This window comes from Candidatus Halobonum tyrrellensis G22 (genome assembly GCF_000495475.1).
Classification (GTDB): domain Archaea; phylum Halobacteriota; class Halobacteria; order Halobacteriales; family Haloferacaceae; genus Halobonum; species Halobonum tyrrellense.
The window spans coordinates 20,365-41,581 of sequence record NZ_ASGZ01000029.1; the positions used below are offsets into that span (position 1 = coordinate 20,365).

At 72.2% G+C, this 21,217-nt stretch carries 24 protein-coding genes; 12 read left to right on the forward strand and 12 right to left on the reverse strand.

What is annotated here, in order from left to right:
* Positions 1–85: 85 nt before the first annotated feature.
* Entirely contained in the window at positions 86–859 is a 774-nt protein-coding gene (locus K933_RS09135) for a sulfite exporter TauE/SafE family protein (protein WP_023394435.1), read from the reverse strand.
* 322 nt (positions 860–1,181) lie between these two features.
* Positions 1,182–1,355 (reverse strand): hypothetical protein, encoded by a 174-nt coding sequence (locus tag K933_RS18705; RefSeq protein ID WP_023394436.1) that lies wholly within the window; start codon positions 1,353–1,355, stop codon positions 1,182–1,184.
* A gap of 172 nt (positions 1,356–1,527) precedes the next feature.
* On the opposite strand from K933_RS18705, the gene K933_RS09140 reads away from it, so the two are divergent.
* Positions 1,528–3,336: an SLC13 family permease gene (locus K933_RS09140; RefSeq protein WP_023394437.1), complete on the forward strand. Its 1,809-nt coding sequence runs from the start codon at positions 1,528–1,530 to the stop codon at positions 3,334–3,336.
* A gap of 224 nt (positions 3,337–3,560) precedes the next feature.
* Here K933_RS09140 and K933_RS09145 read toward each other — a convergent pair whose 3' ends face one another.
* On the reverse strand, positions 3,561–3,755 hold the full coding sequence (locus tag K933_RS09145; RefSeq protein WP_023394438.1) for a cold-shock protein: 195 nt from the start codon (positions 3,753–3,755) through the stop codon (positions 3,561–3,563).
* A 197-nt stretch (positions 3,756–3,952) separates the two neighbouring features.
* Between K933_RS09145 and K933_RS09150 the strand changes: the two genes are divergently transcribed.
* Positions 3,953–4,303 (forward strand): hypothetical protein, encoded by a 351-nt coding sequence (locus K933_RS09150; protein WP_023394439.1) that lies wholly within the window; start codon positions 3,953–3,955, stop codon positions 4,301–4,303.
* 9 nt (positions 4,304–4,312) lie between these two features.
* Here the strand turns inward: K933_RS09150 and K933_RS09155 are convergent, their stop codons facing one another.
* On the reverse strand, positions 4,313–4,804 hold the full coding sequence (locus tag K933_RS09155) for an MGMT family protein (protein WP_023394440.1): 492 nt from the start codon (positions 4,802–4,804) through the stop codon (positions 4,313–4,315).
* 145 nt (positions 4,805–4,949) lie between these two features.
* Between K933_RS09155 and trpC the strand changes: the two genes are divergently transcribed.
* Genes trpC through K933_RS18355 form a run of 6 tightly spaced genes read left to right on the forward strand, consistent with a single transcriptional unit; the run spans position 4,950 to position 9,306 of the window.
* Positions 4,950–5,735 carry an indole-3-glycerol phosphate synthase gene (gene trpC / locus K933_RS09160; protein WP_023394441.1) on the forward strand — a complete coding sequence of 262 codons (786 nt, stop codon included), beginning with the start codon at positions 4,950–4,952 and terminating at the stop codon, positions 5,733–5,735.
* Positions 5,732–7,000 (forward strand): tryptophan synthase subunit beta, encoded by a 1,269-nt coding sequence (gene trpB, locus K933_RS09165; RefSeq protein WP_023394442.1) that lies wholly within the window; start codon positions 5,732–5,734, stop codon positions 6,998–7,000. Before trpC ends, trpB begins: the two co-directional genes overlap by 4 nt.
* Entirely contained in the window at positions 6,997–7,833 is an 837-nt protein-coding gene (trpA, locus tag K933_RS09170) for a tryptophan synthase subunit alpha (RefSeq protein ID WP_023394443.1), read from the forward strand. Before trpB ends, trpA begins: the two co-directional genes overlap by 4 nt.
* A gap of 50 nt (positions 7,834–7,883) precedes the next feature.
* The gene (locus K933_RS09175; protein ID WP_023394444.1) at positions 7,884–8,696 is read left to right on the forward strand and encodes a 2-amino-3,7-dideoxy-D-threo-hept-6-ulosonate synthase; all 813 of its coding nucleotides are present in this window, start codon (positions 7,884–7,886) and stop codon (positions 8,694–8,696) included.
* Between the two features lie 24 nt (positions 8,697–8,720).
* Positions 8,721–9,128, forward strand: a complete 408-nt coding sequence (locus K933_RS09180) for a type II toxin-antitoxin system death-on-curing family toxin (RefSeq protein ID WP_023394445.1) — start codon at positions 8,721–8,723, stop codon at positions 9,126–9,128.
* Entirely contained in the window at positions 9,121–9,306 is a 186-nt protein-coding gene (locus tag K933_RS18355; protein WP_161631414.1) for a hypothetical protein, read from the forward strand. The genes K933_RS09180 and K933_RS18355 overlap by 8 nt, the downstream gene beginning before the upstream one ends.
* Before the next feature lie 96 nt (positions 9,307–9,402).
* Here the strand turns inward: K933_RS18355 and K933_RS09185 are convergent, their stop codons facing one another.
* Complete coding sequence (locus K933_RS09185) at positions 9,403–10,758, reverse strand: MFS transporter (RefSeq protein ID WP_023394447.1); 1,356 nt, start codon at positions 10,756–10,758, stop codon at positions 9,403–9,405.
* 123 nt (positions 10,759–10,881) lie between these two features.
* Here K933_RS09185 and K933_RS09190 point away from each other — a divergent pair, with 123 nt between their 5' ends.
* Positions 10,882–12,072 (forward strand): 3-dehydroquinate synthase II, encoded by a 1,191-nt coding sequence (locus tag K933_RS09190; protein ID WP_023394448.1) that lies wholly within the window; start codon positions 10,882–10,884, stop codon positions 12,070–12,072.
* A 74-nt stretch (positions 12,073–12,146) separates the two neighbouring features.
* On the opposite strand, the gene K933_RS09195 is transcribed toward K933_RS09190, so the two are convergent.
* Positions 12,147–12,836, reverse strand: coding sequence for a type I 3-dehydroquinate dehydratase (locus K933_RS09195; RefSeq protein WP_049947750.1), 690 nt, complete (start codon positions 12,834–12,836; stop codon positions 12,147–12,149).
* Between the two features lie 322 nt (positions 12,837–13,158).
* Positions 13,159–14,139, reverse strand: coding sequence for a transcription initiation factor IIB (locus K933_RS09200; RefSeq protein WP_023394450.1), 981 nt, complete (start codon positions 14,137–14,139; stop codon positions 13,159–13,161).
* A gap of 190 nt (positions 14,140–14,329) precedes the next feature.
* Here K933_RS09200 and K933_RS09205 point away from each other — a divergent pair, with 190 nt between their 5' ends.
* Both K933_RS09205 and K933_RS09210 read left to right on the forward strand, forming a co-directional pair.
* Positions 14,330–15,127 (forward strand): helical backbone metal receptor, encoded by a 798-nt coding sequence (locus K933_RS09205; RefSeq protein ID WP_023394451.1) that lies wholly within the window; start codon positions 14,330–14,332, stop codon positions 15,125–15,127.
* 79 nt (positions 15,128–15,206) lie between these two features.
* On the forward strand, positions 15,207–15,866 hold the full coding sequence (locus tag K933_RS09210) for a DUF84 family protein (protein ID WP_023394452.1): 660 nt from the start codon (positions 15,207–15,209) through the stop codon (positions 15,864–15,866).
* On the opposite strand, the gene K933_RS09215 is transcribed toward K933_RS09210, so the two are convergent.
* A complete protein-coding gene (locus K933_RS09215) occupies positions 15,863–17,764 on the reverse strand; it encodes a flippase-like domain-containing protein (RefSeq protein WP_023394453.1) in 1,902 nt (633 codons plus the stop codon). The two genes, K933_RS09210 and K933_RS09215, sit on opposite strands and share 4 nt — an antisense overlap.
* A gap of 195 nt (positions 17,765–17,959) precedes the next feature.
* On the opposite strand from K933_RS09215, the gene K933_RS19010 reads away from it, so the two are divergent.
* Complete coding sequence (locus K933_RS19010; RefSeq protein ID WP_023394454.1) at positions 17,960–18,286, forward strand: DUF7123 family protein; 327 nt, start codon at positions 17,960–17,962, stop codon at positions 18,284–18,286.
* 18 nt (positions 18,287–18,304) lie between these two features.
* Here the strand turns inward: K933_RS19010 and K933_RS09225 are convergent, their stop codons facing one another.
* The 4 genes from K933_RS09225 to K933_RS09240 all read right to left on the reverse strand — a co-directional run bounded on the left by K933_RS09225 (position 18,305) and on the right by K933_RS09240 (position 21,197).
* Positions 18,305–18,922, reverse strand: a complete 618-nt coding sequence (locus tag K933_RS09225; protein ID WP_023394455.1) for a winged helix-turn-helix transcriptional regulator — start codon at positions 18,920–18,922, stop codon at positions 18,305–18,307.
* 115 nt (positions 18,923–19,037) lie between these two features.
* Positions 19,038–20,234: an SPFH domain-containing protein gene (locus K933_RS09230; RefSeq protein WP_023394456.1), complete on the reverse strand. Its 1,197-nt coding sequence runs from the start codon at positions 20,232–20,234 to the stop codon at positions 19,038–19,040.
* Between the two features lie 130 nt (positions 20,235–20,364).
* Positions 20,365–20,961: an NfeD family protein gene (locus K933_RS09235; RefSeq protein WP_023394457.1), complete on the reverse strand. Its 597-nt coding sequence runs from the start codon at positions 20,959–20,961 to the stop codon at positions 20,365–20,367.
* A gap of 23 nt (positions 20,962–20,984) precedes the next feature.
* Positions 20,985–21,197 (reverse strand): DUF7312 domain-containing protein, encoded by a 213-nt coding sequence (locus K933_RS09240; RefSeq protein ID WP_023394458.1) that lies wholly within the window; start codon positions 21,195–21,197, stop codon positions 20,985–20,987.
* Positions 21,198–21,217 lie beyond the last annotated feature (20 nt).

Below are 21,217 nucleotides of genomic sequence, written 5' to 3' on the forward strand. Positions count from 1 at the left end.
GTCTCGGGATGCGGATGGTCCACCCGCCCGGCCGGTTCGATCGAACCGGCCTCCCGCCGGACGGGCCCGACGGGTACCGACCGGGTCACGCGATCAGGTAGACGCCGAGGCCGACGAGTACGACCGCGAGCACGCGTTTGAGCGCTCCGGGATCGACGCGGCGGGCGACCCACCAGCCGACGAGGATGCCGAGGAGTTCCGGCCCGCCGACGACGGCGACCAGCGGGAGCGAGACGGCCCCTGCCTGGAGGTAGGCGGCCGTCGCCGGCACGGCGACGAACACCGACCCCACCTGCGCGGCGGCGACGGCGGGCAGCAACGGGACGCCGAGCGCAACCAGAAGCGGCACCGCCAGCACCGGCCCGCCGACGCCGAGCAGGCCGCCGGGGACGCCGACGGCGAACCCGACGGCACCGACCACGAGCGCGCCCAACCGCGAGGACGGGTCGATCGACCCGTCGGCCCTCGTGTCGTCCCACTCGCGGTAGTACGTCAGGCCCCCAGCGAGAACCACGACGACGCCGAGGACGACGGAGAACACGGCCGCCGAGATGGTGGCGTTCACCCGCGCACCGACGAGCGCCCCGACGACGCCGGGGCCGGCGAGCGCGGCGGCGGTGTGCAGGCCGCGGTCGGTCCGGAGTTCGCCCGAGTGGATGTACGCGACCGTCCCGAGCAGGCCCGCCGCGATGTTGGTCGCGCCGCCGGTGCCCGCGACGACCGCCGGCGGAGCGGCCGTCAGCGCGAGCGCGACGGTGACGAACACCCCGCCCGGGCCGATGGCGGTGATGCCGACGCCGGCGAGGAACCCGACGACCGCGAGCGCGACCAGCGCGGGCGGGCCGAGCCCGAAGAACATGCTCCCACTCGGCGCGCGTCGGGGAAGGGACTGATGATCCGTCGGCACCGGCCGCGGCGGCGTCCCGTGGGTCGGACCCGACATAGCCAGCCCGGGTGGATGCACCGAGGGTCACCTCGCCGCCGGCTCGTCGGCCACGCTAGGGGATGGCGCGCAGGGACGCGCCGGGAGAGCGGTCACGGGGGTCTTCGGGGTCTCGCGGCGGGGTTCGTCTACACGAGGCGTCCCGCGGTCGTCGCCCACTACCCGGCGAACGCGCTGGCGTTTCTCGTCCACGAGCGCCCCCGGCCGGACGGCTCCGGTTGAGGCGAAGCGAAGCCGGTCAGTCGTCGAGCGCGACCGTCCCCTCGGCGCCGCAGTCGGGGCACCGCTCGTGGTCCTCGTCGAAGCGCGCGCCGCACGCCTCACACCGGAACGGGGCGTTCTCCTCGGCCGCGGTCTCCGCGTCGGCTTTGAACTGTTCGACCCGTCGGCCGAGTTCCCTGAACACGCCCATCACCACGAACGGAGACCCGCGAGGAGGATAAGCGTTCGCCGGAACGGGCAACCGGTGCGGGGTCGCCGGACCGGCGGCGGATACGAGTCCTTTTCCCGCCGTCGACCCTCCTCTACGTATGTCCTTCTTCGCCCCCACCCCCCTAGTGCAGGGTGGGGCTCTGACGGCCGACATGCTCGTCGTCTTCGCGCTCATCCTCCTCGCGCTCGTCCTGTTCGCGACCGAGTGGCTCCCCATCGACGTCACTGCCATCTCGGTGATGGTCCTGCTGATGGTGCTCGAACCGTGGACGCAGATCTCCCCGCGGGAGGGGATATCGGGGTTCGCCAGTCCGGCCACGATCACCGTCCTGGCGATGCTCATCTTGAGTACGGGGATCAACCGAACCGGACTCGTCCAGCTACTCGGTCGGCGGATGGCCTCGTTCGCCGGGACCGACCGACGCAAGCAACTCGCGGCGACGATCGGCATCACCGGTCCGGTGTCCGGACTCGTCAACAACACGCCCGTCGTCGCGATCCTCGTCCCCGTCATCTCCGATCTCGCCCACAACGGGAAGACGTCGCCGTCGAAGTTGTTGATGCCGCTGTCGTTCGCCTCCATGCTCGGGGGGACGCTCACGCTCATCGGCACGTCGACGAACATCCTCGCGAGCGACATCGCGGCCCAACTCGGCGCCGAGTCGCCGGAACTCGGCTTGCACGCGTTCGGGATGTTCGAGTTCACGAAACTGGGCGCGGTCGTCTTCGCGGTCGGGGCGCTCTATCTCGTGACGGTCGGCGTGCGACTCATCCCCGAGCGGGTGCCGGCCGACGAGGACCTCGTCGAGGAGTACGCCCTCCAGGAGTATCTCGCGGACGTCGTGGTCCCCGCGGGGTCACCGTTGATCGGACAGACCGTCGGCGAGGCGCTGGGGGACGACGACCTCGACATCGACGTGTTACAGCTGATCCGGTACGGCGAACGGTTCTCCGATCCGCTCGCCCGCAAGGAGATCCACGAGAACGACACGCTCCGTCTGCGGACGAGCCGGGGGACGCTCGAACGGATCATGAACGCCGAGGGGCTGACGTTCGCGGGCGGCCCGCGGACGGAGGACGACCTCGACCCCGACGAGGAGGAACCGGTGTTCGTCGAGGTGGTCGTCCCGTCGGGGTCGTTCCTCGTCGGCGAGACGCTCGCGAGTTCGACGTTCCGACAGCGCTACACCGCGAACGTCCTCGCCTTCCGGAGCCGCGGCGAGGTCGTCCGCGACCGGTTCGAGAGCATCCGTATCCGCGTCGGCGACACGCTCCTCGTCCAGGCGCCGCCGGACAGTCTCACCCGACTCGTCGAGAACGAGGACTTCATCGTCGCCCACGAGTTCGACGACGTGGAGTACCGGAGCGGGAAGATCCCCTTCGCGGTGGCCATCGTCGCCGGCGTCGTCGCGCTCCCGGCGCTGAACATCCTCCCGATCGTCGTCTCGTCGCTCGCGGGCGTGGTCGCGATGATCCTCACGGGCGTGCTCAAGCCGAACGAACTGTACACGTCCGTCGAGTGGAACGTGATCTTCCTGCTCGCGGGCGTCATCCCGCTGGGGACCGCGCTCCAGCAGACCGGCGCCGCCGCGCTGTTGGGCGCGGCCGTCGCCTCGACGGCGACGGTCCTCCCGGTGCTCGGCGTCCTGTGGGTGTTCTACCTCGCGACCGGGCTGTTGACGAGCGTCATCTCCAACAACGCGAGCGTCGTGTTGATGATCCCCGTCGCCGCCAGCGCCGCACAGTCGATCGACGCGAACGCGTTCGCGTTCGTGCTCGCGGTGACGTTCGCCGCCTCGACGGCGTTCATGACGCCGGTCGGCTACCAGACGAACCTGTTCGTCTACGGTCCCGGGGGGTACCGCTTCTCGGACTTCCTCCGGGTCGGCGGACCGTTGCAGTTGCTGCTGTCGGTCGTGACCGTCCTCGGGATCGCGTTCTTCTGGGGGGTCGGGGGGTGACGGACCGTCCCGCCGAACACGCGCCGCCCCGATCGAGGCGGCCCCTCGATGACGGGTGGCCTCGCTCGGAGGTGGACTGTCGATGCCGGACGGAAGCGCGAGGCGCGCTCTCGATGCCGGACGGACGCCAGACGTAGGAACGTACGCGCGGCTCAGGGGTGAGTCGCAGCGTCGGAAGAATCGAAACGAGCCGGTCGTCGCCGTCGGGCGACGTCGGTCTCAGTTCAGTCGCGGACGACGTTCGTCGCGCGGGGGCCCTTGGGGGCCTGTTCGATGTCGAAGTCGATCTCGGTGCCTTCCGTGAGGTCCTCGCCGCCGACGTCCTCCATGTGGAAGAACACGTCGTCGTCCGAATCCTCGGTGGAGATGAAACCGTAGCCGCCCGTGTCGTTGAAGAAGTCAACCGTACCGTGTGCCATTGCAACCATACGTACCGCCCGTCCGGGGATAACGGTTGCGAGAGTCGCGGTACCACGGGCCTCCGCTGGACAGGTGTCGACCGAACCGGGCCGGGAGTCCCGCTCGCCCGGCGGGAGCGCGACGGCTGTGCGGGTGCGTCCGACGGCCGTCTGCGGTTTCCGTCACGCTTACGCCGACCGGACGCGACCCGCGCGGTATGCAACTGGGCACCGACGGCCGGTCGACCCTCCCGGCCGTCGTCGCGGGGCTGCTCGCGGTCGTCGTCGTCGTCTACGGCGTCGGGGGGTGGTACCGGGGGTGGTACCCGCCCGCGTTCGTCGCGGGCTGTGCGATGGTGGGCGTCGGCCTGCTCGCCGCCCAGCGGACCATGTGGGTCCACACCGGGCCGACCGAGGCGGGCGCGGTGACGAACGCGGCGATGTTCCTGCTGGCGGGCGCGACGAAACTCGGCGGCGTCCTCGTCGGGGTCGCGCCGCTGGAGACGGCCGCGGAGGCGCTGTTCGCGCTCGCGGTCGTGTTCTTCCTCGCGCGCGCCGACGACGCCTGACCGGTGCGGTCAGGAGTACGTCTCGACGCCCTCGACGTCGCGCAGCGTCTCGCTCACGTCGCCCGGCGTCGCGCCCGGCGCGTCGCGGACGCGGTGGTCGGGGACGAGTATCGGGGTCGGGTTGTTCGCGAGCGCGGTCCGCGCGGCGTCGACGTCACCCCCGTCGTCGGGGTCGAGTTCGGCGGTCATCGCCACCACGCGGTCGAGCGTCACCGACTCGCCGTACGGCACGTTCCGCGTCGATTCGAGCACGCTCCGCTGGACCGTCGGCACGGTGAGTCCGAGCGTCACGTCGGCGAAGTCGTCCTCCGCGCCGTCGAGGTAGTCGAACAGCCGGTCGAGGACGGGGTGGTCGGCCGCGGCGTCGTCCGGCACCGCCGCGGGGAACGACACCGAGAGGGTCCGCCCCGCCGCGGCGCCGAGTTCGACCGCCCGCCCCAGCCGCGGCGACTCGCGGGCGTACACGCCCGCGTCGCCGACGTCGCCTGCGTTCGTGTCCATACCCCGTCGTGGCGCGAGCGCGGTTTCAACGCGACGGTCGGCCCGCGGTCCGGCGGCCCGGCGGGCCGGCGGCCGACGGTCGACCCGTCAGCCCGCCCCCGCCGACGCAACTCTTTTGTACGGATATGCGCATTAGTGAACACAGATGAACACACAGGACGAGGTCGCGCCCGCGGTGCGCGCCATCCTCGACGCGGCCGGCACGCGCGAGGGGGGCGACCGACGGCTCTCGGTCGACGCCCGGTCGCTCCCCGACGCGTTCGCCGCCGCGGAGGCGGACGGGCGCGTCCCGGTGATCGCCGAGGTGAAGCCGACCAGCCCCACCACCGAGGGGACGCGCGCGGACGACCCGGTCGACCTCGCGCGCGCGATGGTCGACGGCGGCGCGGCCGCGCTGTCGGTGCTCACGGAGCCGAGCCACTTCGGCGGGTCGCCCGAGGCGCTCGAACGGGTCCGCGCCGCGGTGGACGTGCCGGTGCTCCGGAAGGACTTCCTCCTCCGGGAGGAGCACCTCGACGTAGTCGAGGCGGACGCCGTGCTGCTGATCGCGCGCTTCCTCGACGACCTCCCGCGGATGGTCGCGGCGGCGCGCGACCGGGGGTTCCAGCCGCTCGTCGAGGTTCACGACGCGGCGGAGGTACGGCGAGCGGTCGACGCGGGCGCCGAAATCGTCGGCGTGAACAACCGCGACCTCGCGGAACTGGAGGTGGACCTCTCGACGTTCGAGACGGTCGCGCCGGAGGTTCCCGACGACGCCACGCTGATAGCCGAGTCGGGGATCACCACCCGCGCGGACGCCCGGCGGATGCGTACGGCGGGCGCGGACGGCCTCCTGATCGGTTCCGCGATCATGGACACCGAGGGGGCGGCGGGCGACGTGGCCGCGAACACGCGGCGTTTTACTACCGCCGGGACGGAGGACGCGACATGAGCGACAGCGACCGAGGCGCCGGCGCCGGCGACGGGAAGTTCGGTCCGTACGGCGGCCAGTACGTCCCCGAGGTGCTGATGCCCGCCATCGAGGAACTCACGGACGCCTACGAGCGGTACGTCCTCGACAACGAGGAGGGGTTCGTCGACGAGTTCCGCGAGCGACTCGCCGACTTCGGCGGGCGGCCCACTCCGCTCCAGCGCGCGGACAGGCTCTCCGAGCGGTACGGCACCGAGGTGTATCTCAAGCGCGAGGACCTGCTCCACGGCGGCGCGCACAAACTGAACAACGCGCTCGGGCAGGTGCTGCTCGCGAAGTACATGGGGAAAGAGCGGATCATCGCCGAGACGGGCGCGGGCCAGCACGGCACCGCGACGGCGATGGCGGCGGCCCACCTCGACATGCCGTGTGAGGTGTACATGGGCGAACGCGACATCAACCGCCAGCGGCCCAACGTGTTCCGGATGCGGCTCAACGGCGCGGACGTGGTGCCCGTGACCGCGGGTCGGGGGACGCTGAAGGAGGCCATCTCGGAGACGATGCGCGAGTGGGCGACCAACGTCGAGGACACCCACTACGTCATCGGGTCGGTCGTCGGTCCCCACCCGTTCCCGACGATGGTGCGGGACTTCCAGGCGGTCATCTCCGAGGAGGCGCGCGGGCAGATACGGGAGAAGGCGGGGCGGCTCCCTGACGCGGTGCTCGCCTGTGCGGGCGGCGGGTCGAACACGATGGGGACGTTCCACGAGTTCGTCGGCGACGACGACGTGGACCTGTACGCGGTGGAGGCCGGCGGGAGTTCCCTCGACGTCGACCAGGAGACCGGCGTCGCGCCCAACTCGGCGTCGCTGTCGACGGGCAGTGAGGGGGTGCTCCACGGCGCGCGCACCAAACTCCTCCAGGACCGCGACGGTCAGATCGTCGAGTCGCACTCGGTGTCGTCGGGGCTCGACTACGCGGGCGTCGGCCCGGAACTCGCGGCGCTCGTCGACGAGGGGCGCGTCACGCCCGTCAACGAGGACGACGACGCCGCGCTCGAAGCGTTCCACCGGCTCTCACAGGAGGAGGGGATCATCCCCGCGCTCGAGTCCGCCCACGCGCTGGCGTACCTCCACTCGGCGGCCGACGACCTGGGCGAGGTGGTCGTGGTGAACGTCTCCGGACGGGGCGACAAGGACCTCGAATCCGTCATCGAGGAGACCGACAGGCGCGACCTGTCGAACGCGCCCGACATGGACGTCCTCGAACGGGAGGGCGGGCTGTGAGCCGGTTGCGCGAGGCGTTCGCCGACGGCCCGGCGTTCGTCCCCTACCTCGCGGTCGGCGACCCCGACTACGAGTCGTCGCTCGAGTACGTCCGCGCGCTCGACCGGGGCGGCGCCGACGCCATCGAACTCGGTCTCCCCTTCTCGGAACCGGTCGCGGAGGGACCCACGATTCAGGGCGCCGTGGTGCGCGCGCTGGAGGGGGGAATGACGCCGACCCGCTTCTTCGAGTTCGTCGAGGAACTCGACACCGACACGCCGTTGGTCTGTATGACGTACTACAACCTCGTCTACCAGTACGGTGAGCGGCCCGGTCCGCGGCCGTTCGTCGAACGGGCGGCCGACGCGGGGCTGTCGGGGTTCGTCGTCCCCGACCTGCCCGCCGAGGAGGCGGGACCGCTCCGGGAGGCGTGCGACGAGTTCGGACTCGACCTCGTCTCCATCGTCGCGCCGACGACCGACGACGAGCGGCTGGAGAAACTGGTCGCGGTGTCGTCGGGCTACCTCTACGTGCAGGCGCGGCTTGGGGTGACGGGCGCACGGTCGGACGTGTCGAGCGACACCGCGGCGTCGCTCGACCGCCTGTCGGGCGTCGACCTGCCGAAGGCCGTCGGGTTCGGCATCTCCTCGGGCGAGCAGGCCGCGGAGGTGGTGGCGTCGGGCGCCGACGGCGTCATCGTCGGCTCGGCGCTCGTCGACATCGTCGCCGAGGGCCACGAGAACGGCGACCCCACGGAGGAGGTGGCCGTCCGACTCGAATCGCTCGCCCGTGAGCTGAAGGAGGGCGTCGAGCGCGGGTTCTCGCGACGCCCGCCGCGAACCGAAGGCTCTTGAGGCCGAGCGGTTCGGAAACGCTTTTACGCCGATTGCCAGACGTTCGCACGATGGAACACGCAGGACTCGACGCCCGACTCGACCGCATCTCGACGGACGGCCGCGTGCTGATGGTGCCGATGGACCACGGCATCACGCTCGGCGCCGTCGACGGGTTGCGCGACATCGAGTCGACCATCGACGCCGTGACCCGCGGCGGCGCCGACGCCGTGCTCACACAGAAAGGTATCGCGCCCCGGGTCCACCCGAACAAGAACGACGCGGGCTACCTCGTCCACCTCAACGCCTCGACCGTCGTCGGCCCGGAGGCGAACGACAAACGCCGGACCGGCACCGTGAAGGCGGCCATCCGCGCGGGCGCGGACGCCGTCTCCGTCCACGTCAACGTCGGCTCCGACTACGAACCCGAACAGGTCGAGTTCCTCACCGACGTGACCGAGACGGCGAGCGACTACGGCCTGCCGACGCTCGCGATGGCGTACGCCCGCGGGGCGAACCTGGAGGGCGACGACCCCGAACACGACCCCGAGTACCTCGGCCACGCGGTCAGGCTCGCCGAGGAGTGCGGCGCGGACCTCGTCAAGACGGCCTACTCCGGCGACGCCGACAGTTTCGAGAGCGTCGTCGGCTCCACCCGGCTGCCGGTGATCATCGCGGGCGGGTCGCCCGTCGGCGACGAGGCCACCCTCGACGCCGTCCGCGGCGCGATGGACGCGGGCGCCGCGGGCGTCTCGATGGGGCGGACCATCTTCCAACACCGGGACCCGGGGGCGATGACGCGCGCCGTCTCGGCCGTCGTCCACGACGACGCGCCGGCGGCGGACGCGCTCGCGGAGTCCGGACTGGGCGAGGAAGCCGAGTAGCGCGGTCGAGTTCGCCCCCGGGAGATGACCGATATCGAGTACCCCACCGCTGACGACGTCCACGCGCTTCATGATACTATCGTGGCGGAGAACCGCGATACCGACGCCGGTACCCGGAACCCCGACGCTGTCGGGTCGGCGTTAGTGTACGTCTCGGAAGGGTACTTCGGTGAAGTCCCCGAGACGATTCACGAGAAGGCAGCGCATCTCGCGCGCCTCCTCGCCACTGAACACCCGTACGTGGACGGTAACAAGCGGACTGCGCTCGCGGCCGCAACGATGCTGTACAACCTCAACGGATACGAGTTCGACTGGGAGGACCGCTGGATGCGGTACATCCTCCGGGACTTTGCGACAGAAGGTTCGGAACTCGAAATGGCCGCTATCGTCCGACGCTTCGAGGGATGGGCAAAGCACTATACTCGTGAGTGACCTACGTGTGGGCGAGAACATGGCCGAATCGGCTGACGACTCCGCCGAGCGAGAACGGCTCGTAGAGCAGATCCGCTCCGCGAAAACACCCGAAGAGCGTCGTGAGGCGGTGCGAGCACTCGCCAAGCGGAACATCGACCGGCACCGCGAGACGTACGAGAAGCTGGCGAACGAGTAGGTTCGTTCTCACGTGAGAGTCCGAAACGACAGCTCGTGAGTCGGCTCGTCGCCGTTCGCCGACTGCGACGGCCACTGTGGGAGACCCGTTCGTTCTTCAGGCTGCTCCCGGCCCGAACCGCCCCGGTTCCACCTCGCTCGCCGCGGGGAACCGCCGGAGCGCGGGGACGACCACCCACGCGGCCGCGACGCCGACGAACCCGACCGCCGCGGCGGCGACGACCCGGCCCGCGCCGACCGCCTCGCCGGCCGCGCCGCCGAGGAGCGTCCCGACCGGTCCGACGACGCTCGACACCGCCCCGACGACCGCGGTGACCCGGCCGAGGAGGCCGTCGGGGACGCCCGTCTGGACCACCGTGAGCACCAGCACGTTGTACACCCCGGCGGGGACGTACGCGAGCGCGAACAGCGCCGCGGTCGGAAGCGGCGCGGAGACGGCGACGCCCGCGGCCCAACACGCCGCGCTGAGGCCGAACCCCGCGGCGGTCATGCGACCGAACGGGACGCCCTCAAACCGCGTGGCGACGAGCGACCCGACGAACGCGCCCGCGCCGTTGGCGGCGACGAGCAGGCCGTACGTGCCCGCGTCGCCGGCGCCGACCAGCGGGAGCGACGGCGCGCCGAGGGCGTCGGCGTACCCCGGGAGCACCCCCACCGACGCGCCCCCCGCGAACGTCGTCACCGCGACCGCCGCGACCATCGCGCCCACCGCCGACTCGCGGACGACCGCGACGCCCTCCCGGAGTTCCGCGACGTACGCGCCGAGCGACGGGAGCCCGGACGAGTCGTCGGCGGCCCCGTCGCCGTCGGACCCCGGTTCGCCCGCGCCGCCCGCCTCGGCGGCCGCGGGCACGACCAGCGCCCGGAACGCGGCCGCGGCGACGAGGAACGTCACCGCGTCCGCGAGGTAGAGCGGGACGGCGCCGACCGCCGCGACGGCGGCGCCGCCGGCGGCCCGCCCGAGCGAGCCGACCCCCCGCGAGGCGACCTGGAACGCGGTGTTCGCCCGCGCGAGACGGTCGCCGTCGACGACCCGGGGGAGCGCGGCGTTCTGGGCGGGCGGGCCGGCCTGCCCGGCCAACGCGACCAGCGGAATGGTGACCAGCACGACGCCGACCGAGAGCGCGCCCGCCCACGCCGCAAGCGGGACGACCACGACGACGAGCGCCTGCGCGAGTTCCGCGCCGACCAGCACGCGGTCCAGCCGCGACCGGTCGACCAGCGGGCCGACGAACGCCCGCAGCGCGCCCGGCGCCGACGCGAGCGCGCTCGCCAGCCCCGCGTACGCCGTCGACCCCGTGAGTTCGTAGACGAGCCACGTCGCCGCCACCGCGTACAGCGCGTCGCCAGCGAGGCTCACCGCCCGGCCGCCGAACAGCAGCCGGAACGCCCGGTTCGAGAACAGGTCCGCGAGGGGGTGTCGTCGGAGCCCCCCGAGAGGCGCGAGGTGCACGTCACCTCCGGGAACGGCCGCCGTGATATACTTTCTCCGCGCTGACAGTATCGCCGATCCGGTCCCCTCTCCCGGTCGTCCATCCGCCAGGTTCAAGCGGGCCGCCACTGAGAGGACGCTACAATGGAACGAAAGCGGAGCGTCTGGCTTCGCGCCGACGACGGCGTCGGCGACTGGGACCGGCGGAAGCGACGGATCACGGCCGGACTGGAGGCGGGCGTCGACTGGGTGCTCGTCGACGAACGCGACGTCGAGCGGGTGCGCGAACTCGGCGACGTGAACGTGGCGGCGTTCCGCTCGGACGCGGACGTGGACGTCCTCGGCGAGACGGACGGCGGGGATGGGGCGGTCGCGGACGCGTACGTCGTCGGCAAGGACGGCGAGGGCGACGGCACCGTCGACCTGCCCGCGGACCTGTCGGGGTCGGCGGACCTCACGACGCTCCGCCGGTCGGACGACCGCGCGCAGGGGGCGTACGTCCGGATCTTCGACGAGGAGTACGAGGCGTTCGCGGAGGCGGCCGCCCGCGACGCGGAGTACCTCATCACGGTGGGCGAGAACTGGAAGATCATCCCGCTGGAGAACCTGATCGCGCGCATCGGCGACGAGACCACGCTGGTCGCGGGCGTCACGGCCGCCGACGAGGCGCGGACCGCCTTCGAGACGCTCGAACTCGGCGCGGACGCGGTGCTCCTCGACGCCGACGACCCCGACGAGATCAGACGGACGGTGGAGGTGCGCGACGAGGCGGCCCGCGAGTCGCTCGACCTCACGACCGCGACGATAACGGAGATAGAGCGCGCGGGGTCGGCCGACCGGGTCTGCGTCGACACCGGGAGCATCATGGACCACGACGAGGGGATGCTCGTGGGGTCGATGTCGCGGGGGCTGTTCTTCGTCCACGCGGAGACCGCGGAGTCGCCGTACGTCGCCTCCCGGCCGTTCCGGGTGAACGCGGGCGCGGTCCACGCGTACGTCCGCACGCCCGACGGCGGCACCAAGTACCTCAGCGAACTCCGCTCGGGGGATACGGTCCAGGTCGTCGACACCAACGGGAAGACCCGCGAGGCCATCGTCGGCCGCGTCAAGATAGAGAAGCGCCCCATGTTCCGGGTGACCGCGGAGGTTGACACCGACGACGGCGTCGACCGCATCGCCACGCTGGTCCAGAACGCCGAGACCGTGAAGGTGGCGACGAGCGAGGGACGCAAGGCCGTCACGGACCTGGAGGCGGGCGACGAGACGGTCGTCTACTACGAGGACGTCGCGCGCCACTTCGGCGAGGCGGTCGAGGAGAGCATCATCGAACAGTAACGGGCGCACCCGGCCGCGGTCGGGGTGTCCGTCTTCCCGCTCCGCTCACCGCTCGCGGTCGGCGGCGACCGCCGCTACGCCAGCGACTCGACCAACTCCCGCAGCGTCGCCAGGTCGTACTGGCCGGGCGCGGTCGCCGCCTCCGGCCGGACGGGCGCGTAGCCGATGCGCGAGCCGTAGACGGGTGCGACCGCGCGGGTGTGTCGCCCGGCCTCGCCCATCGCCATCGTCGCCACCCGCTCGCCCCGGCGGGTCGCGCGGTGGGTCGCAGACAGCAGCGCCAGCGCGTCGTCGCGGTCGGAGGCGGTCACGGCGAGTTTGCCCACGTCGCCCGCGCGGGCGGCCGCCGCCGACAGCGCGTCGAGCGTCCGCGGGTCGGGCGTCGCCGCGAAGTCGTGGACCGACGCGACGACGGTCACGCCGGCCTCGCGCGCCCGCCCGACGAGGTCCGCGACCGAGGCGTCGTTCTCGCCGGTCGGCCGGCCGCGCAGCGTCGCGAGTTCCACGTCGACGGCCGCGACCGCCTTGTGGTCGACGGCGGCCGCGAGCGCGTCCAGCCGGCCGTCCGGCCGGGTCTCGCCGCCCTCCCACCGCGGTCGGTTCGTGACGAGCAGCGGGAGGCTGCCGTCGTACGCCGCGAGCGCGTCCAGCGGCGCGTCCGCGAGGTCCATCCGGAACTCCACGCAGTCAGCGTGCTCGCGGGCGGCCGGCTCCTCCGAGAGGTCGGCGGTCGACGCCGCCAGCCGGAACTCGTCGAACTCCAGGTTCACGACCGGGGTTGCGCCCCCGGGGGTGAAAACTCGCCCGCTCACGCGCCCCGCATCTCGGGGACGAACGTCGGCCGGCGGAGCGGGATGTCGACGCCGAACAGCGTCCAACTCGCGGCCGACAGCGGGTCGGACTGGACGCCGACGGCCCCGAGAGCGGCGCCGCGAGGGCGACCATCGGGACGCCGTGTGCGAGGTCGTAGCGGGGACCCATCGCTCGCCGGTTGGGGAGGCGACGCGATACGGGTGTGGTCGGCCGGCGTCGACCCGCGCCGAGTCGCGGCGGTCGTCTCCGACTCCGGCCGTACTCCGCTCCGGCTCAGGCCGCGAGGCCTTCCTCGGCTTCGAGCAGTTCGTGATACCGGTTGCGGATCGTGACCTCGGAGATGTCGGCCACCTCCGAGACGGCCGCCTGCGTGGTCTTCTCGTTGGTGAGCAGCGCGGCGGCGTACACCGCGGCCGCGGCCAGCCCGACCGGCGACTTACCCGAGTGGACGCCCTGCTCTTTGGCGTTCCGCAGCAGTTGTTTCGCGCGGAGTTCCGCCTCGTCCGACAGGCCGAGCGAGGAGGCGAACCGCGGGACGTACTGCTCGGGGTCGGCGGGTTTCACCTCCAGTTTCAGTTCGCGCACGACGTAGCGGTACGTCCGCGCCACCTCGTCTTTGCTGACGCGGGAGACGTCGGCGATCTCGTCGAGCGACCGGGGGACGCCCGCCATCCGGGCGGCGGCGTACGTACACGCCGTCGAGACGCCCTCGATGGAGCGGCCGGGCAGGAGGTCCTCGTCGAGCGCTCGCCGGTAGATGACGCTCGCGGTCTCGCGGACGTTGTCCGGCAGGCCGAGCGCGGAGGCCATGCGGTCGATCTCGCCGAGCGCCTGCTTGAGGTTGCGCTCCTTCGAGTCGCGGGTGCGGAACCGCTCGTTCCACTTGCGCAGCCGGCGCATCTTCTGGCGCTGGTTGCTCGACAGCGACCGGCCGTACGCGTCCTGGTCGCGCCAGTCGATGTTGGTCGACAGCCCCTTGTCGTGCATCGTGTTCGTCGTCGGGGCGCCGACCCGGCTCTTCTCGTCCTTCTCGGCGGCGTCGAACGCGCGCCACTCCGGCCCGCGGTCGACCGAGTCCTCCTCGACGACCAGCCCGCAGTCCGCACAGACCGTCTCGCCGTGTTCCTCGTCCGTGACGACGTGGCCGCCGCACTCGGGGCACGACAGCCCCTCGTCGGCCGTCGTCTCCGTCTGTGTCTCCGTCTCCGTCTCGCTGGTTCCAATTCGGTCTCTGGTGTGGGTTTTCTCGCTCATTCGTGAATCGTGAGGGCGGGTGCTCCCAGGTGGCTTCGGTTAAAAACGCCTGGGCGGTGTTTCCGTGAGAACAGTAGATGGGGGCGTAACGTTTAAATCCGGCGGTGTAGTGCGACCGGGTCTCACCTCCGGTCGGCGGGGCGAACGCCCGGACGGGAGCTATTTGTGCGCCCGCGACCCACGGGTGCGTGTGACGGTCGAACCCCGCCGCGTCGTCTCGCTCGCACCGAGCGCCACCGGGGCGGTCCGCGCGGTGGACGCGGCCGACGCGCTCGTCGGCGTCACCCACCACTGCGACCCCGGCGGCGCGGCCGACGCGGGCGCCGGTCCCGCCGTCGTCGGCGGGTGGCCCGACCCCGACCGCGACCGGGTGGTCGAACTCGACCCCGACGCGGTGTTGACCTGCGACCCGCTCCAGCGGGAGACCGCCGAGGCGCTCCGCGAGCGGGGACTCCCGGTGACCCACGTCGAACCCGCGACGCTCGACGGCGCGTTCGACTCCCTCCGGACGCTCGCGGACGCCGTCGGCCGTCCGGCCGCGGGCGAACGGCTCGCGGCCGACTGCCGCCGCCGCGTCGACCGGGTCCGCGCGGCCGTCCCCGACGACCCCGCCGAGCGGCCGGTCGTCTACTGCGAGGAGTGGTCCGACCCGCCGATGGCCGCGGGCAACTGGGTGCCCGACGCGGTCCGGGCGGCGGGCGGCCGCTACCCGTTCGTCGGGAGCGGCGAGCGCTCCCGCCCGGTCGAGGACGGGGAGGTGCCCGCCGCCGACCCCGACCACGTCGTCCTCCACGTCTGCGGGCGCGGCGAGCGCTCGGACCCCGCGGCGCTCGACGGCCGCGGGTGGGACCTAGACGCCGCGGTCCACACCGTCGACGACGACCTGCTCAACCGGCCCGGCCCGCCGCTGGTGGAGGGTATCGAGACGCTCGCGTCCCTGTTTCACGGCGTCGACGCGGGCGGGGCGGCGCGCGTCGAGTCCGACTGAGCGCCGGCGGCGACCCACGCGCCGCGTCGACCGCGGACCGACAGCTTCTCGGCCGCTCGGGCCGCCCGACCGCCCACAGATGCGCGTAGGCGTCGGATCCGGCAACCCGGTGAAGGTCGACGCGACCGAACGTGCGCTCGCGGTCGGGACCGACGACGCGGGCGACGCGGCCGACGCGGAGGCCGTCGGCGTCGCCGGCGCCGAGCGGTTCCGCGGCGCGACCGTCGAGGCGTGTCCCGTCCCCTCGGGCGTCCCCGAACAGCCGCGGGGGCGCGCCGAGACGCGCCGCGGCGCCGAGAACCGCGCGGCGCGGGCGTTCGACGAGGGGTACGACCTCGGGGTGGGTATCGAGGGCGGCGTGGCCGAGCCGACGGACCCCGCCGCCGGCGCCGGCGCGGGTGCGGACGCCGGCGCGGACGGCGACGCGAGCGAGCGAACGCGCGCGCCGGCCGGGGGCGACGGCTCGCTCCTGCTCGTGATGTGGGCGGCGGTCACCGACGGCGAGCGGTGGGGCGCGGCCGCGGGACCGAGCCTCCCGCTCCCGGGAGCCGTGACCCGGCGCGTCCGCGACGGCGCGGAACTCGGCCCGGTGATGGACGACCTGCTGGGCGAAGAGGACGTGGCCCGCCGGCAGGGTGCGGCGGGCGCGCTCACCGGCGGGCGCGTCGACCGGGCCGACGCGCTCGCGACGGCGGTGGCGGGTGCGCTCGGGCCGTTCGTGACCGACCTGTACGACTAGTCGTCGACGGGCGTCACGTCCGCGTCGGCGTCGAGTTCCTCGCTGCCGTCGACGGCCGCCGTCAGCGAGACGTTCAGCCCGAGCATCGAGCCGACGCCGCCGACCACCGTGACGACGTTCTTGACCGCGTGGTCGAGCACCGCCGCGGCGAACGCGACGGCGGGGGGCGCGCCGCCGAGACCGACGACGAACGCGGTGAACGCCGCCTCGTACAGTCCGATGCCGCCGGGCGACAGCGGGAGCACCTTCGCGAGGTTGCCGACGGAGACGGCGAAGAAGCCGACCGCGAGGAACTGGACGGGCGCCATCGACGCCAGCGCGTCGGGGAACGCCCCGAGTACGAGCAGCGCGGTCACCACGTCGAGCGTCCACACCGCGACCGAGGCGGCGCCCACCCGGAGGAACGACGACCGCCGCCCCGCGACCGTCTGGACGCCCGCGACGAACTCCTCGACGACGCCGACGACGTAGTCGACGTACGAGTCCGACGAGAACCGCGAGACCACCGCGCGGATGTAGTTCCGGTCGGTCCGCGCGGAGGCGACGATGGCCAGCAGGCCCGCGGCCGCGACCACACCCACGACCGCGGCCACCCGAACCGCGGTGCGGACCGCGCCGGGCGTGACGAACTCGCCGCCGACGTTGCCCGAGACGGCGGCCGCGATGTCGGCCGTGTTCCCGGTGACCAACAGGCCCAACAGCACCGTCCCGGCCATCGCGGTGATGGTGAGCAGGTCGAACACCCGCTCGGCGGCCAGCGAGGCGACGCCCGTGGGGTACGGGATGGCCCGCCGCGCCTTCACGACGTACGCCCGGACGGCGTCGCCCGCGCGCGCGGGGAACACCAGGTTCCCCGTCTGGCTGATGAACACCGCGCCGGTCAGGAAGCCGACCGACTCGTCGTACCCCAACTCCGAGAGGATGTCCCGGTAGCGCATCCCGCGGAGCGGCCACGACAGCGCGTACACCACCGCCGCGAGCGCGACCGGCCGGGGGTCGGCCTCGGTGAACGCCTCGACGACCGCGCTCGGGTCGAGATACACCGTCATCAGCGCGAGCGCGGCCAGCGTGAGGACCACCCCGGCGCCGACGGTGCGCCCGCGGGTGATGTGCGGCGACACCGACAGCTGCCAGAACAGCCGCACCACCTGGCTCCCCATGCCGAACACGTCCCGCACCAGGTCGACCTTCGAGTCGTCCTTCGGCTCCCAGTCGACCGCGAACTCGTCGACCCGGAGCCCCGCCCGCTGGGCGCGCACCAGCAGTTCCGTGTCCCAAAACCAGTGGTCGTCCTCGATGTCGTCCGCGAGCGCCTCGAACGCCTCCCGGGAGACGGCCTTGAACCCGCACTGGTGGTCGCGGACGTCCGACCGGAGGAGCGTCCGCACGATGGCGTTGAACCCCCGGCTCGGCACGCTCCGCTTTGTCGGCCGGTCGACGCGCGCGCCGGGCATCCACCGCGACCCGGTCGCGACGTCGTACCCGCCCGAACGGACCCGCTCGACGAGCGACTCCAGGTGGCGGACGTCGGTCGCCATGTCGGTGTCGAAGTAGACGAGGGTGTCGCCCGCCGCCCGCTCGAACGCGAACGAGAGCGCGCCGCCGCGCCCGAGGCGGCTGTCGCTGTGGAGGTGACGCACCCGGGCGTCGGCGGCGGCGAGTCGGTCCGCGATCTCCGGGGTGCGGTCGTCGCAGCCGTCCTCGGCGACGACCACCTCGAAGGCGTCGGCCGGGAGGAACCGTTCGAGCGCCTCGATGGTCGTCCGAACCGTCGACTCGAGGCTCTCCTCCTCGTTGTACGCGGGGAGGACGACGCTCACCTCGACCGACGCCTCGCGGTCGCGGGTCCGGTCGACGGCCGCCCCGGGGCCCGCTCCCCCGTCGCCGACGCCACTCATTACGCCGCACGTGGGCCGTCGACGGGTAAGTAGCTTCTGTCTTCGTGGACCGGCGACGCGGTGTTTGACGACCGTACCGCCCGCGGGGGTGCGGGGGGTGGTCGACACGGGGTTCGAGCGGCGTAATCGCCGGACTGCGGCGCGTTAACCCCGTGTACCAAACCCCCTATGGGACGGCGACCCATCCGTCCGGGTATGAGCGCGACCGAGACCACGACGGCGGAGGCGGCCGCGGCGGACACGACCGAGGCGACGGAGGCGACCGGGACGACCGAACGGGCGGAGTCGGCCGACGCCCCGGCGGCCGTCGACCTGACCGACAAGCAGGCGCGGATCCTCGCGTACCTCCGCGACCGCTCTGCGACCCAGACCTACTTCAAGTCGCGGCTGATCGCGGAGGACCTCGACATGAGCGCGAAGGAGGTGGGCGCGAACATGGGACCCATCTGCGATGGGGAGTTCGACCTCACGGTCGAGAAGTGGGGGTACAGTTCGGGCACGACGTGGATGGTCACGGCCTGACCCGAGCGGGTCGGGCGGTCAGCCGTCGTAGCTGATGTACGACGCCGCCTCGTCGGCGAACGCGACGGCGTCGGGACCGAACGAGTCGGCGTACCGGACGACGAGCGTGATGACCGCCTCCGGGCGCGCCACCCGGTAGCCGTCCGAGCGGTCGAGCAGGCCCGCGTCGTCGAGTTCGCCCGCGTAGTTGCTCACGGTCGCTCGCGAGACGTCGAGCGCGCGCGCCACGTCCGCACCGGTCGCCTCGGGGTCGCGCAACAGCGCGAGCAACATCCCGCGCGGCGTCGACCGGCGGAGGTAGCCGAGCGCGCGCCGCTCGAACGGCGAGAACCGCCCGGCGGGGTAGAAGCGCCGGTAGTCGCCGTCCTTCACCGAGACGACCGCGCCGTCACGCTCCAGCCGCCGGAGGTGGTGTTGGGTCTCGCCGGTGCCGAGTTTGAGGTCGTCCCGGAGCTTCGAGAAGTGTGCGCCCGGCGTCGTCGCCAGGTAGCCGCGGATGGCGTCGCGGACGTCGGAGCTGTCCTCGTCGCCGTCGTCCGCCGCGGCGCGACCGCTGGCCACCAGCGGCGTCGCGGTCCCGAGCGCGGCGAACCGCCGGAGCGTCGCCCGCTTGTCGGGGTCGACCTCGCGCGTCACGAACCACCGTACTCGGACGGCGGGCAAAAGGGTATCGCAGCCGGTATCGGGACCGATACCCCGGGGGGCGGTCGGACCGCTGGAGGGCTACGCGCCGCCCCGGCCGGGCCCGTCGTTACTCGCTCTCCGGCTCCGGCTCCCGTTCGCGGTCGTCCGCCGGCGCGCCGTCGCCGACGTCGGCCTCGTCGACCACCTCGTCGGCCGGCCTGATCTCGTCGTCCTCGTTGGCCTCCTCGATCACCTCGTCGGCCGACTTGATGTCGGGCATGTCGCCCGACTTCACCGCCTCCGCCTCCTGTTCGAGCTGCTCGGTGTCCATCTCGGCGGCCTCGTCGATCTGACCGAGGATCTCGTCGATGTCGTCGAGACCGATGAGTTCGCGCGTCTCCTCGTCGAACTCCAGCGAGTCGAGCCCCGCGGACTCCTGTACGTCGCTGTCGGTCAACTGCTTGCCGTACCGGCCGACGAGGCTGGTGAGCTCCTGCGGGAGGACGAACGTCGTCGACTCGCCCTGCCCGATGCTCTCGAGCGTCTCCATCCCCTTGTCGATGATCGCCCGTTCGCCCATCGACTCCGCCGACTTCGCGCGGAGGACGGTCGAGACGGCGTCACCCTGCGCTTCGAGGATCTGGCTCTGTTTCTCCCCCTGTGCGCGGATGATGTTCGACTGCTTTTCACCCTCCGCGCTCTCGACGGCGGAGCGCCGTTCACCCTGCGCTTCGAGGATCATCGCGCGGCGGCGGCGTTCAGCCGACGTCTGCTGCTCCATCGCCTGCTGGACGTCCTGGGAGGGGTTGACCTCGCGCACCTCGACCGACTCGACGCGGATCCCCCACTCGTCGGTGGGCTCGTCGAGTTCCTTCCGGATCCGGGCGTTGATCTCCTGGCGCTTGTTGAGCGTGTCGTCGAGTTCCATGTCGCCCAACACGGCGCGGAGCGTGGTCTGGGCGAGGTTCGAGACCGCGGTCTTGTAGTCCTCGACTTCGAGGAACGCCTTCTTGGCGTCCATCACCTTGATGTAGACGACGGCGTCGGCGGTCACCGGGGAGTTGTCCCGGGTGATCGCCTCCTGTCTGGGCACGTCCAGCGTCTGGGTCCGCATGTCGAACGTGTACGTCCGCGAGACGAACGGCGGGACGATATTGATACCCGGTTCGAGCAGTTTGCGGTACTCGCCGAACACCGTGAGCGCCTTCTTCTCGTAGGCGTCGACGATGACGATCGCCTGGTAGACCGCCACCACCACCACGAGCAGGAACAGCAGTCCCACGACGGCCGCGGCGAGGCCGGCTGTCTGGAGTATGAGGACCATTCCCTAGCGAGTTCGCTCCCTCCGGTCTTAATGGTTCGCACCGCCGCGGGCGGCCGGTTTTCGCGCCGTCACCCCGCCCGGTTCGCGTTCCCGCCGGGCGGGTCCCCCGGGTGGTCGGGGCGCCGCGGTCTCACTCCAGTTCGCGCTCCCGTCCGTCCTCCCCGGGGTCGGTCTCGCGCTCGCGCTCCCCCCGGTCGGTCGCCTCGCGCCGCTGGCGTTCGCGGGCGAGTTCGCGGTCGATGTCGTCGACGCCGCCGGAGAGCGACTCGACGGTGAGCACGTTGCCGCCGCCGGGGTCGACCACCATCACGTCCGTCCCCACGGCGATCTCGCCGTCGACCGAGCGCGCGGAGTAGTGGGGGCTGAACCCACCCTCGTCGAGTTTGATCTCGCCGCCCCGCGGCGTCACGGTCTCGGTGACGTGGCCGGTCGCCCCGCGGAGCGACCCCGAGTCGGAGGTCTGCGCCTGGCCCTTGCCGCCGTAGATGTCGAGTTCCCGGTAGCCGTAGAAGGCGAGCGCGCCGAACAACAGCACCAGGAATCCGAGCACGAACGGCGTCGCGAGCGGTCCGCCGAGGAGTCCGACCAGCCCCGCGGCGAGCAGCGCGACCCCGAGGACCACCAGGTGGGCACCCGGCGCGAGCGCTTCGAGCAGCGAGACGACCAGCCCCGACGCGATCAACAGCAGCGGGAGGGTGTCGGGACCGAGGAGGTCGGTCTGGAGCATGGGAGGTGGTCGGTCGGCGGCTACTAAAGCGTAGCCGAGAGCAACACCGCGAGGGTCCCGAGCGCTCCGAGCACGACGAACAGCGCGTTCTCGGTCGACACCGACTCGGGTTCGATCGGCGTCGGCTCCGGGCCGACCACGCCGTTCTCGTCGACGTCGTCGAGACCGAACCGCCACTCGTCGTCCCGGCCGTCGTCGTCGGCCGTCACGCGGTCGGCGTCTGACCGGTCACTCATACCCGTAGCGTACGCCCGTC

Bases quoted from the DNA above. Each gene is read 5' to 3' on its own strand.
- K933_RS09135 (WP_023394435.1), bottom strand. From the start codon at position 859: ATGTTCTTCGGGCTCGGCCCGCCCGCGCTGGTCGCGCTCGCGGTCGTC.
- K933_RS18705 (WP_023394436.1), bottom strand. From the start codon at position 1,355: ATGGGCGTGTTCAGGGAACTCGGCCGACGGGTCGAACAGTTCAAAGCC.
- K933_RS09140 (WP_023394437.1), top strand. From the start codon at position 1,528: ATGCTCGTCGTCTTCGCGCTCATCCTCCTCGCGCTCGTCCTGTTCGCG.
- K933_RS09145 (WP_023394438.1), bottom strand. From the start codon at position 3,755: ATGGCACACGGTACGGTTGACTTCTTCAACGACACGGGCGGCTACGGT.
- K933_RS09150 (WP_023394439.1), top strand. From the start codon at position 3,953: ATGCAACTGGGCACCGACGGCCGGTCGACCCTCCCGGCCGTCGTCGCG.
- K933_RS09155 (WP_023394440.1), bottom strand. From the start codon at position 4,804: ATGGACACGAACGCAGGCGACGTCGGCGACGCGGGCGTGTACGCCCGC.
- trpC (WP_023394441.1), top strand. From the start codon at position 4,950: ATGAACACACAGGACGAGGTCGCGCCCGCGGTGCGCGCCATCCTCGAC.
- trpB (WP_023394442.1), top strand. From the start codon at position 5,732: ATGAGCGACAGCGACCGAGGCGCCGGCGCCGGCGACGGGAAGTTCGGT.
- K933_RS09175 (WP_023394444.1), top strand. From the start codon at position 7,884: ATGGAACACGCAGGACTCGACGCCCGACTCGACCGCATCTCGACGGAC.
- K933_RS09180 (WP_023394445.1), top strand. From the start codon at position 8,721: ATGACCGATATCGAGTACCCCACCGCTGACGACGTCCACGCGCTTCAT.
- K933_RS09190 (WP_023394448.1), top strand. From the start codon at position 10,882: ATGGAACGAAAGCGGAGCGTCTGGCTTCGCGCCGACGACGGCGTCGGC.
- K933_RS09200 (WP_023394450.1), bottom strand. From the start codon at position 14,139: ATGAGCGAGAAAACCCACACCAGAGACCGAATTGGAACCAGCGAGACG.
- K933_RS09210 (WP_023394452.1), top strand. From the start codon at position 15,207: ATGCGCGTAGGCGTCGGATCCGGCAACCCGGTGAAGGTCGACGCGACC.
- K933_RS09215 (WP_023394453.1), bottom strand. From the start codon at position 17,764: ATGAGTGGCGTCGGCGACGGGGGAGCGGGCCCCGGGGCGGCCGTCGAC.
- K933_RS19010 (WP_023394454.1), top strand. From the start codon at position 17,960: ATGAGCGCGACCGAGACCACGACGGCGGAGGCGGCCGCGGCGGACACG.
- K933_RS09230 (WP_023394456.1), bottom strand. From the start codon at position 20,234: ATGGTCCTCATACTCCAGACAGCCGGCCTCGCCGCGGCCGTCGTGGGA.
- K933_RS09235 (WP_023394457.1), bottom strand. From the start codon at position 20,961: ATGCTCCAGACCGACCTCCTCGGTCCCGACACCCTCCCGCTGCTGTTG.
- K933_RS09240 (WP_023394458.1), bottom strand. From the start codon at position 21,197: ATGAGTGACCGGTCAGACGCCGACCGCGTGACGGCCGACGACGACGGC.